The organism is Saccharothrix sp. CCNWYY140, assembly GCF_037401995.1.
Taxonomy (GTDB): Bacteria; Actinomycetota; Actinomycetes; order Mycobacteriales; family Pseudonocardiaceae; genus Actinosynnema.
On sequence record NZ_JBBEGC010000196.1, the window covers coordinates 1 to 9,523 of the forward strand.

The 9,523-nt window shown below is 71.0% G+C and carries 9 protein-coding genes and 1 pseudogene; 2 read left to right on the forward strand and 8 right to left on the reverse strand.

Features of this window, described 5'->3' with window-relative positions; genetic code table 11:
* Positions 1 to 130 precede the first annotated feature (130 nt).
* The 4 genes from WBN91_RS37735 to WBN91_RS37750 form a co-directional block, all read right to left on the reverse strand.
* Entirely contained in the window at positions 131 to 574 is a 444-nt protein-coding gene (locus tag WBN91_RS37735) for a GNAT family N-acetyltransferase (RefSeq protein WP_337729095.1), read from the reverse strand.
* A 78-nt stretch (positions 575 to 652) separates the two neighbouring features.
* Positions 653 to 2,131 carry a glutamate--cysteine ligase gene (locus WBN91_RS37740; protein WP_337729094.1) on the reverse strand — a complete coding sequence of 493 codons (1,479 nt, stop codon included), beginning with the start codon at positions 2,129 to 2,131 and terminating at the stop codon, positions 653 to 655.
* Positions 2,132 to 2,140: 9 nt separating this feature from the next.
* On the reverse strand, positions 2,141 to 2,803 hold the full coding sequence (locus WBN91_RS37745; protein ID WP_337729093.1) for a 4'-phosphopantetheinyl transferase family protein: 663 nt from the start codon (positions 2,801 to 2,803) through the stop codon (positions 2,141 to 2,143).
* A complete protein-coding gene (locus tag WBN91_RS37750) occupies positions 2,800 to 3,642 on the reverse strand; it encodes a metallophosphoesterase family protein (protein WP_337729092.1) in 843 nt (280 codons plus the stop codon). Before WBN91_RS37750 ends, WBN91_RS37745 begins: the two co-directional genes overlap by 4 nt.
* Before the next feature lie 422 nt (positions 3,643 to 4,064).
* On the opposite strand from WBN91_RS37750, the pseudogene WBN91_RS37755 reads away from it, so the two are divergent.
* Positions 4,065 to 4,400, forward strand: a pseudogene (locus WBN91_RS37755) (transposase); the annotation flags it as partial.
* Between the two features lie 92 nt (positions 4,401 to 4,492).
* The gene (locus tag WBN91_RS37760) at positions 4,493 to 4,732 is read left to right on the forward strand and encodes a hypothetical protein (protein ID WP_337729091.1); all 240 of its coding nucleotides are present in this window, start codon (positions 4,493 to 4,495) and stop codon (positions 4,730 to 4,732) included.
* Here WBN91_RS37760 and WBN91_RS37765 read toward each other — a convergent pair.
* Genes WBN91_RS37765 through WBN91_RS37780 form a run of 4 tightly spaced genes read right to left on the reverse strand, consistent with a single transcriptional unit; the run spans position 4,729 to position 8,808 of the window.
* Positions 4,729 to 5,901, reverse strand: coding sequence for a histidine kinase (locus tag WBN91_RS37765; RefSeq protein ID WP_337729090.1), 1,173 nt, complete (start codon positions 5,899 to 5,901; stop codon positions 4,729 to 4,731). The genes WBN91_RS37760 and WBN91_RS37765 overlap by 4 nt on opposite strands.
* On the reverse strand, positions 5,898 to 7,607 hold the full coding sequence (locus WBN91_RS37770; protein ID WP_337729089.1) for a sodium/solute symporter: 1,710 nt from the start codon (positions 7,605 to 7,607) through the stop codon (positions 5,898 to 5,900). Before WBN91_RS37770 ends, WBN91_RS37765 begins: the two co-directional genes overlap by 4 nt.
* Entirely contained in the window at positions 7,604 to 7,987 is a 384-nt protein-coding gene (locus WBN91_RS37775) for a hypothetical protein (RefSeq protein ID WP_337729088.1), read from the reverse strand. The genes WBN91_RS37770 and WBN91_RS37775 overlap by 4 nt, the downstream gene beginning before the upstream one ends.
* Positions 7,984 to 8,808, reverse strand: coding sequence for a LytR/AlgR family response regulator transcription factor (locus tag WBN91_RS37780; RefSeq protein ID WP_337729087.1), 825 nt, complete (start codon positions 8,806 to 8,808; stop codon positions 7,984 to 7,986). Before WBN91_RS37780 ends, WBN91_RS37775 begins: the two co-directional genes overlap by 4 nt.
* Positions 8,809 to 9,523: the final 715 nt, after the last annotated feature.

Sequence of the window (9,523 nt, forward strand, 5' to 3'; positions counted from 1 at the left end):
TTCGGGCAGGCCATACGGTGGGGGAACCGAGGCCCTCCACTTGTAGGTGACACCTACCGCGCGCTCCGCGCGCGAACAACCGCGCTACGCGCGCCAAGATCAGCCGCGCGGCGAGGACCACAGAGGCCGGTCACCGCGGGCACAGGTAGAACAACTCGGGGTCACCCTCGTCCAGCCCGTGCAGCAGGCCGACCGGCTTCCACCCCACGCGCTGGAGGAGCCGCTGCATCGGCTGGTTGGACACATTGGTCGAGGTGAACAGCTTCGGAGCCGTGCAGGATTTCTCCGCCGACTCAAGCAGACGCGCACCGACACCCCGGCCACGGACGCCGGGCGCCACCATCAGCATCGTGACGAAGCCCTGTTCGAAGAAGGTGTACTCCACCACGCAGTAGCCCACCGGTCCGGACGCGCCCTCGGCCACGGCCGCCAGGCCTTCCCGGCACCACCTCAGGATGCTCGCCCGCCGCCGGCCGTCATCCTCGGCTACAACCGAGTCGATCCCGACCAGCGCCTCCGCGTCCGACTCACTCGCGCGCCGCACGGCGAATTCACCCAAATCCACTGCACCCATCGCACCATGTTGTCAGCTCACGGCTCCTCGATCAGCCGTGGCGGAGGACCAAGGTCCGGTGTGCGCTCACAAACCCCCTCAGCCCACCGGCCACGTGTGCACAGGCTCGTTGCTGTGCATCAGGTCCCGGTAAGTCCGCAGCATCCGCCGCAACGCCTCAGGCCGGTCCAAAGCCGAATGGTCGTAGTGCCGGTGGAACGTCCGTGCCTGCCACGTGGCCCCATTGACCCCCGTCAGACACCGCTGCTCGATCACGCTCAACAACCGATCCCGCTCAGCACCATCCACCTTCAGCTTCACCAACCCCTCGTGCGCCAACGGCAACAGCCGCCGCAACACCAACTCCGCCACCGGCACCGTCCCCAGCCCAGGCCAGTACACCTGCGCGTCGATCCCCATCTTCGCGCCGGAGACGAAGTTCTCCTCCGCCGCGCTGAAGGACATCTGGCTCCACAGTGGACGCTCCTCCTCCGCGAGCATCCGCACCAGCCCGTAGTAGAAAGCCCCGTTGGCCAGGATGTCCACCACCGTGGGACCGGACGGCAGCACCCGGTTCTCCACCCGCAGGTGCGGCTGGTCGCGGACCACGTCGTACACCGGGCGGTTCCACCGGTAGATCGTCCCGTTGTGCAACCTCAGCTCGCCCAGTGACGGTGTGTCGCCGCGTTCCAGCACCTGCAACGGGTCCTCCTCGTCGCAGATGGGCAGCAACGCCGGGAAGTACCGGACGTTCTCCTCGAACAGGTCGAAGATCGACGTGATCCACCGCTCCCCGAACCACACCCGCGGCCGGACGCCCTGCTCCTTCAGCTCGTCGCTGCGGGTGTCGGTGGCCTGCTGGAACAGTGCGATCCGGGTCTCCCGCCACAGCTCCTTGCCCAGCAGGAACGGCGAGTTCGCCCCGACCGCCACCTGCACGCCGGCGATGGCCTGGGCCGCGTTCCAGTACGACGCGAACGAGTCCGGCGACACCTGCAAGTGGAACTGCGTGGACGTGCAGGCGCCCTCCGGCACGATCGAGTCGGCCGTCATCTGGAGCTTCTCGACCCCGCCGATGGCGATCTGGATGTCCTCGCCGCGCGCCGCGAGCACCTGTTCGTTGAGCAGCGCGTACCTCGGGTTGCCCGACAGCGCGTCCAGGGCCATGTGCTTGGCCTGCAACGTCGGCAGGATGCCGATCATCACCATGTGGGCCTCGACGTCCCGCGCCTTGTGCTCGGCCTCGTTCAGCGACCGCCGGACGGTCTCCTCGAACTCGGTGATCCCGCCCGCCGTGAGCTGCCGCGGCGCGACGTTGATCTCCAGGTTCCACTGGCCCAGCTCGGTGACGAAGTCCGGGTCGGCGATGACCTCCAGCGCGGCGGCGTTGCGCATCGCCGGGTCGCCCGCCTCGTCGACCAGGTTCAGCTCGATCTCCAGCCCGGTCATGGGCCGGTCGAACTCGAACCTCGACTCCCGCAGCATCCGGGCGAAGACGTCCAGGCACCGGCGCACCTTGGTGCGGTACCGCGTGCGGTCCTCGCGGGTGAACTCGTGCCTTGCCACCTCGTCGCCCATGATCGCCTCCTAGGTCGTCAAGGCAGGTACCGCGATAGCGGTGACCACAAACCCCTCCCGCGCCATCCAGCGACCGGTGAACCCGTCCAGCGGCACCCCGCCCACCACCGGCGGCTCGATCAGGATGCGCGCGGTGAAGGTGCCGTCGTCCGGGTTGATGGTCACCTCCGCATCCTCGAACCCCAGCCACGTCCGCGCCAGTGGGAACCACGCCTTGTAGACGGTTTCCTTCGCGCTGAACAGCAGCCGGTCCCAGCAGACCTTGCCGTTCGCCGCCGCCAGGGCCGCCATCGCGCGCAGTTCGGGCGGCAGCGCGATGGCCTCCAGCACGCCGTCCGGGTTGGGCTCGTTGGGCTCGGCGTCGATGCCGACGGTCCGGATCGAGCCCGTCCGCGCCACGACCGCCGCCCGGTAGCCCTTGCAGTGCGTGATGCTGCCCACGACCCCGTCCGGCCACACCGGCGCCCGCTTCTCGCCGGGCAGCAGCGGCACGGGCGGGAAGCCCAGGCGGCCCAGCGCGAGCCGGGCGCAGTGCCGGCCGGTGGTGAACTCCTTGCGCCGCTTGTCCACGGCCTTGGCGACGTGCTCCTCCTCCTCGGGGAACAGCGGCACGTCGAAGTCCTCGAACGTGTCCACGGCCGCCACGCCGGCCGGGAGGATGTCCTCGATCACCGGGCGTCCCCTTCTCGCAGGACGTCCAGCAGCGGCGCCCGCGTCCACCCGCGTGGCTGCCACTCGCGCGGGTAGCCCAGCGACACCTCGTCGAACCGGATGCCGTCCTTGCGGATGGTCCGCGGGATGTGCAGGTGCCCGTACACCGCCACCGCCGCCCGGAACCGCACGTGCCAGTCGGCCGTCCGCTCGGTGCCGCACCACAGGGCGAACTCCGGGTAGCGGAGGATGAACGTGGGGTCGCGCACCAGCGGCCAGTGGTTGATCAGCACCGTCTTCAGCGCCGGGTCCACCGCGGCCAGCCGCCGCTCGGTCTCCTCGACGCGCGCCGCGCACCACGCCTCCCGGCTCGGGTACGGGTCGGGGTGCAGGAAGTACTCGTCCGTGCACACCACCCCGGCCTCCTGGGCCACGGCCAGCGCCGACGCCTTGTCCGTGGTGCCCGGCGGGCGGAAGGTGTAGTCGTAGAGGGTGAACAGCGGCGCCACCGCCACCGGACCGCCCGGTCCGCTCTCGAACACCGCGAACTCGTCCTCGGGGGTCAGCACGTCCAGGCTGCGGCACAGCTCCACCAGCTGCTTGTACCGGACCTCGCCGCGCGACTGGACCGGGTCGTCCTTGGTCGTCCACAGCTCGTGGTTGCCCGGCGACCACACGACCGTGTGAAACCGCTTGCGCAGCGTGGCCAGGGTCCATTCGATGTCGTCGAACCGCTCGCCGACGTCACCGGCGACGATCAGCCAGTCGTCCGGCGAGTGCGGGCGGATCTCGGCCACGAAGTCGCGGTTCTGCTGGTAGGTCACGTGCAGGTCGCTGGTGGCTAGCAGGCGCGGCGTCACGCTGTCGAGGGTATCGGCCTGCGGAGCGTGTGCGAGCCCCGTCACCGAACCGACCGCTCGCCCGCTCGTCGCACCAGGCGCACCGCTGGCCGACGCCCGGGGGGCCGCGCGACGCTGACTGGTCCCGTTCGGCGGCTCGGTGCTTACCCGTCACGTGTTCGGCTTCCTAGCGTGATGGGCATCACGACAGTCCTGCGGCGGAGGACCCGATGACCAACGACGTTCGACCCGCGTTCGGCCGCACGGTGGGCGCCGAGATCGCGCGCCAGGTCCAGCAGCACCCGTACCCGGCGGTGGCGCCCAGGCGCGACGAGGCGGCCTTGGCGACCCTCCTGCGGGCCCGCCAGCGCGGCGACCTCCAGCGCCAGGAACCCTGGGTCCGCCGAGCCCCCGAGGCGCCCCCGAAACCCGCGCACGCGGACGTGATCGAGCAGCTGGCGGCCCGCCTGGTGCCCTCGTCCCTGTGGGCGGCCGTCGAGCCCCTGATCCCGCCCGCGAAGGTCCGCAGGCAGGGCGGCGGGCGCGGCCGGGTGTCCGACCGGGCCATCTTCACGGCCATCGTCTTCGTCCTGACCAGCGGCTGCGCGTGGCGCCACCTGCCCGCGACCTTCGGCGTCACGGTCCCGACGGTCCACCGGCGGTTCCAGGAGTGGACCGACCTGGGCCTGTGGCTGCGCCTGCGCCGGGTGGTCCTGGACACCCCGGACGGCGAGTGGCTGCGCCTGGTCCTGGACGCGGCCGAACGGAGGGGCACGAAGGCCGCCGGCTGATCCTGCGTGGTGTCCGCCCGACTACCTCGGTGAACCGGGAGCCGCGCACCACCCGTTTTCCTTGGTAGGAGGTACCCGACATGCCAGAACTGTCCAGACGCGAGGTCGCCCTGCTCCGCGCGACGGCCGCCCACCGCGTCGAGCTGACGTGCAGCAGCGAACCGGACCTGAGGATCGACTCGCTCCCCTTCTGCGACCACCCGTCCGCACGGGTCCTGGTCCGCCAGGGCCTGATCGAGCCGACCACCCGGGCACCGCTGGGCACGTGGGTCCCGGCCCGCCTGACCGAGGCCGGGACCAGGGCGTTGCACCTGGTCTAGGCGTGCACGCCCGCCTGGTACTTGGGCACCCGCACGCTGATCTTCGTGCCCAGCCCCTGGGCGGTCTCCACGACGAGGCCGTAGTCGTCGCCGTAGCAGCGGCGCAGCCGCTCGTCGATGTTGCCCAGGCCGATGCCCGCCGTCTCGCCGACCTGACCGGCCAGGGTGCGGCGCAGGGCCTCGGGGTCCATGCCGATGCCGTCGTCCTCGATGGTGATGTGGGCTTCCTCGCCCGCGTCGGCCGCCTGGATGGTGATGTGCCCGGGACCGACCTTGCCCTCCATGCCGTGCCGCACCGCGTTCTCCACCAGCGGTTGCAGGCACAGGAACGGCACGGTCACCGGCAGCACCTCGGGCGCGATCTGGAGGGTCACCTTCAGCCGCTCGCCGAACCGCGCCCGTTCCAGCGCCAGGTACTGGTCGATGGACTTCAGCTCCTCCGACAGGGTCGTGAAATCACCCGCCCGGCGGAACGAGTACCGCGTGAAGTCGGCGAAGTCGAGCAGCAGCCTGCGCGCCTTCTCGGGGTCGGTGCGCACGTAGGAAGCGATGGCGGACAGCGAGTTGTAGATGAAGTGCGGCGAGATCTGCGCCCGCAGCGCCCGCACCTCCGCCTCCACCAGCCGGGTCCGCGACCGGTCCAGCTCGGCCAGCTCCAGCTGCCCGGACGCCCACCGCGCGACCTCGTTGGTGGCCCGCACCAGGCCCGCCGACGGCTCCCGGCTGTACGCGGCCAGCACGCCGACCACCCGGCCCTCCACGGTCAGCGGCGCGAGCACCGCCGAGTGCACCGGGCAGTCCGGCGAACCGCACGTGATGTCGAACGCCCGCGTCCGCCCGGTCGCGAACACCTCCCGCGCCAGGCCCATCGCGTCGGCCGCGTGGTGCTCGCCGCCGCCCTCCCAGGCCACGACCTCGGTCTCGTCGGTCAACGCCAGCGCGGGCGTGCCCAGCAGGGTGCGCAGGTGCTTGGCGGACTTCTTCGCCGCGTCCGGCACCAGCCCGGCGCGCAGCGGGGGAGCGGCCGACCACGCGGTGTGCAGCGTCTCGAACGTGATCCGCTGCTCGTGGGTGAGGAAGTCGTTGCGGGCCCGGGACGTCCGCCACAGCGTGATCACCACGGCCAGGCCCGCGAGCAGTATCGCCCCGGCCGTCCACAGGCCGTTCACATCCGGTCCTGACTGCGCAGACCCAGGTTCTCCGGCGCGTGCAACCGCACCATCACGTGGTTCACCCCCGGTGGCACCTTGCGCGGTGTCAGCAGCGACACCACGTACATCACGACGAACCCCAGCGGCACGGTCCACGCGGCCGGCCGCGCCAGGAACACGTTGCCACCGCCCGCGCTGATCGTCACCAGGCCGGCCACCAGCGCGGGCACGCCACCGGCGAGCATCCCGGCGACCGCGCCCACGGTGGTGATCCGCGTGCTCCAGATGCCCAGCACCAGCAACGGGCACAGCGACGACGCCGCCACCGCGAACGCCAGCCCCACCATGTCCGCCACCGGCACCTTGCCCACCAGCCACGTCATGCTCAACGGCACCAGCACGGCCAGCACCGTGGACACCCGGAACCCGCGGATGCCCCGGAACCGCAGCACGTCCCGGCTCAACACCCCGGCCAGCGACACCATCAGCCCCGACGACGTGGACAGGAACGCCGCGAACGCCCCGCCCGCCACCAACGCGCCCAGCAGCTGCCCGCCGACCCCGTCCACCATCCGGCTCGGCAGCACCAGCACCACCGCGTCGGTGTCGCCGGTCATCAGCAGCTCGGGGGTGTAGAGGCGGCCGAGGGCGCCGTAGATCGGCGGCATCAGGTAGAAGATCCCCAGCAGCCCCAACACGATCAACGTCGTCCGGCGCGCCGCCCGCCCGTTGGGGTTGGTGTAGAAGCGGACGATCACGTGCGGCAGGCCCATCGTGCCCAGGAAGGTCGCGATGATCAACGAGTACACCGCGTAGAGCGGGAAGTCGTCACCGCCGCGCAGCGGCAGCGCCCACGTCTCGTTGCTGTTGAACGGGATCGACGTCACGTGCGGCACCGGCGCGCCCGCCGGGAACACCAGCCGCGAACCCGCCGCGATGGTGTGCTCGCCCGCCCCGAACCCCGCCGGCCCGTCGACCTCCGCCCCGTCCACCATCCCGGAACCGACGAACTCCACCGGCTGCTCGACGCGCACGGACGTGTTGGTGTCGAAGGAGACGGTGGTCTCGCGCGGGAACACCGGGAACTCCGGCCCGGACAGGTCCCGCGCGCCGTGCGCGTGCCACGCGGCGATCAGGAACACCACCGGCACGGTGATCGCGGTCAGCTTGAGCCAGTACTGGAAGGCCTGCACGAAGGTGATGCTGCGCATCCCGCCCGCGATCACGTTCGCCGTGACCACCACGGCCACCACCAGCGCGCCCACCCAGTCCGGCGCGCCGGTCAGCGTGTGCAGCGTGAGGCCCGCGCCCTGCAACTGCGGCAGCAGGTACAGCCACCCGATGCCCAACGCGATCACGCTGGCCACCGCGCGCACGGTCGGCGACCCGAACCGGGCCTCGGCGAAGTCGGGCAGCGTGTACGCCCCGCTGCGCCGCAACGGGGCCGCGACCAGGGCCAGCAGGACCAGGTACCCGGCGGTGTAGCCGACCGGGAACCACAGCATGTCCGGCCCGTGCGCGAAGATCAGGCCGGCGATGCCCACGAACGACGCCGCCGACAAGTACTCCCCGCCGATCGCCGACGCGTTCCACCACGGCGACACCGTGCGCGAGGCGACGAAGAAGTCCGAGGTCGTGCGGGAGATCCGCAGCCCGTAGGTGCCCACCAGCACGGTGCCGAACGCGACCACGAGCACCGCGATGATGCCGTACGAGCTGGTCACGAACGTTCCACCAGCTCCGCGAACTCCCGCTCCCCGCGCTCGGCCTGCCGCACGTAGAACCACCCGGCCAGCACGAACACCGGGAACACGAGCACACCCAGCAGCAGCCACGGCAGCGGCAGCCCCACCAGCCGCTGCGACCCGGCCGTCGGCACCAGCGTGAACACCAACGGCAACGCCGCGACGCTCCCACCCACCACCGCGCACAGCAGCAGCCCCAGCCGCCGCTGGGTCCGGATCAGCGACCGCATGTAGACCGCGCCCAGCTCGCTCTGCTCGTCGATCTCCCGCGACGCCGGATAGGGCCGGGGCACGCGCGGCGCACGGGTGCGCGGACTGGTCACCACGACCCGCTGGGTCGGCTTGTCGGGCGTGGTCATGACGGCTGCCGGTTGCGTCGGACCAGCAGCTGCCGCAGGTGCCGGGCGTGCCGACGACTGACCGGCAGCACCGCGCCGCCGATGTTGACGCTCAGGTGCCCGTCCTCCAGCCGGAGCTCGTCGATGTGCCCGAGCGAGACCAGGTGACTGCGGTGGATCCGCACGAACCCGGCCGACCGCCACCGCTCCTCAAGCCCGTTGAGCGCGGCCCGCACCAGCCCGCTGCCGGTCGCGGTGTGCAGTCGGGCGTAGTCGCCGTGGGCCTCCACGTACCGGATGTCGGCCAGCCGGATGAACCGCGTGATGCCGCCCAACTCGACCGGGATGACCTCGTCACCCACCTCCGGCGTCTTCTCGGCGGGTGCCGGGGCGGGTTCGGCGGTCTTGAGGTCCAGCACCTCGTGCACGATCCGGTGCACGGACTCGGCCAGCCGTTCCGGCCGGACCGGTTTGAGCAGGTAGTCCAGCGCCTTGAGCTCGAACGCCTCGACAGCCGGCTCCTGGTGCGCGGTGACGAACACGATCGGCGGGGGCTGCGCGAACCGCGACAGCACGCGGGCGAGGTCCAGCCCGTCCAGGCCGGGCATCCGGATGTCGAGGAAGACCGCGTCCACCCCTTGCCCGGCGTGCAACGTGCGCAACGCCTTGGTGGCGTCGGTGACGCCTTCGACGTGCCCGATCCGCGGGTCCGCTTCGAGCAGGTAGACGAGGTCGTCCAGGGCGGGCGCCTCGTCGTCCACGGCGAGGACGCGGAGCCTGCGCTCCAGCGCCCCGCGGCGTTCCGGCCCTTCACAGATCGGACAGGGAAGTCCTGACGTCATGGAATTCCAATGCGGTTTCGACGGCGTCGGCGATTAGACCATTGGCTGGTCATCCTCGCTCTTCAGCCCCACCGAGGGCAATGACCGCCGCGCGGCTTGAGCGTCACCCAGCGTGACCTCAAGCTCCAGGAAGGCCTCCTCAGCCCGCCGAGCAGCCACCGCCACGGACGCCGCAGCAGCCGAACCAACCAGTCGTCGGGTGGGTTCTTGCAGCTCACTGACCAGATCAGACCACCGACTGGCAAACCGAGCCAACTCGGTCAACCGCTCCACCAACTCGGCAGACGACCGAGGCACACCCCTTTGAACCCCCGCAAGCCCCGCCTGCGGATCGACCCCCATGCCCGCTCCCACCGATCCGCCACCCAGGAACGCCCGATGCTGCCCGCGGGGCGGAGGGGCGGTCAACCGTTCGGGCAGTGGTCTCAATTGGTGATCGGTGATCTTGCCCTCACCGGGGCGGCTCCCCGTTGTTCGGCGCTGGGCAGCGGCCACTCCGGCGGCAACCCCGGCGGTAATCCCCGGATGCGCTCACCGAGGCTTTCCACGCGCACGGCAAGACTTTCCCGGCACGGCACGACACGACACGACACGACACAGCAAGACTTTCCGGCACGCGCACGGGCGGCCGTTCTTCGCGCGCGCAGCGCGGTCTTCGCGCGCGGAGCGCGCGGTAGGTGTTACCTACAAGTGGAGGGCCTCGGTTCCCCCACCG

What these genes read in the sequence shown, in the direction of transcription:
- WBN91_RS37735 (WP_337729095.1), bottom strand. Translation starts at nt 574, where the DNA reads ATGGGTGCAGTGGATTTGGGTGAATTCGCCGTGCGGCGCGCGAGTGAG.
- WBN91_RS37740 (WP_337729094.1), bottom strand. Translation starts at nt 2,131, where the DNA reads ATGGGCGACGAGGTGGCAAGGCACGAGTTCACCCGCGAGGACCGCACG.
- WBN91_RS37760 (WP_337729091.1), top strand. Translation starts at nt 4,493, where the DNA reads ATGCCAGAACTGTCCAGACGCGAGGTCGCCCTGCTCCGCGCGACGGCC.
- WBN91_RS37775 (WP_337729088.1), bottom strand. Translation starts at nt 7,987, where the DNA reads ATGACCACGCCCGACAAGCCGACCCAGCGGGTCGTGGTGACCAGTCCG.
- WBN91_RS37780 (WP_337729087.1), bottom strand. Translation starts at nt 8,808, where the DNA reads ATGACGTCAGGACTTCCCTGTCCGATCTGTGAAGGGCCGGAACGCCGC.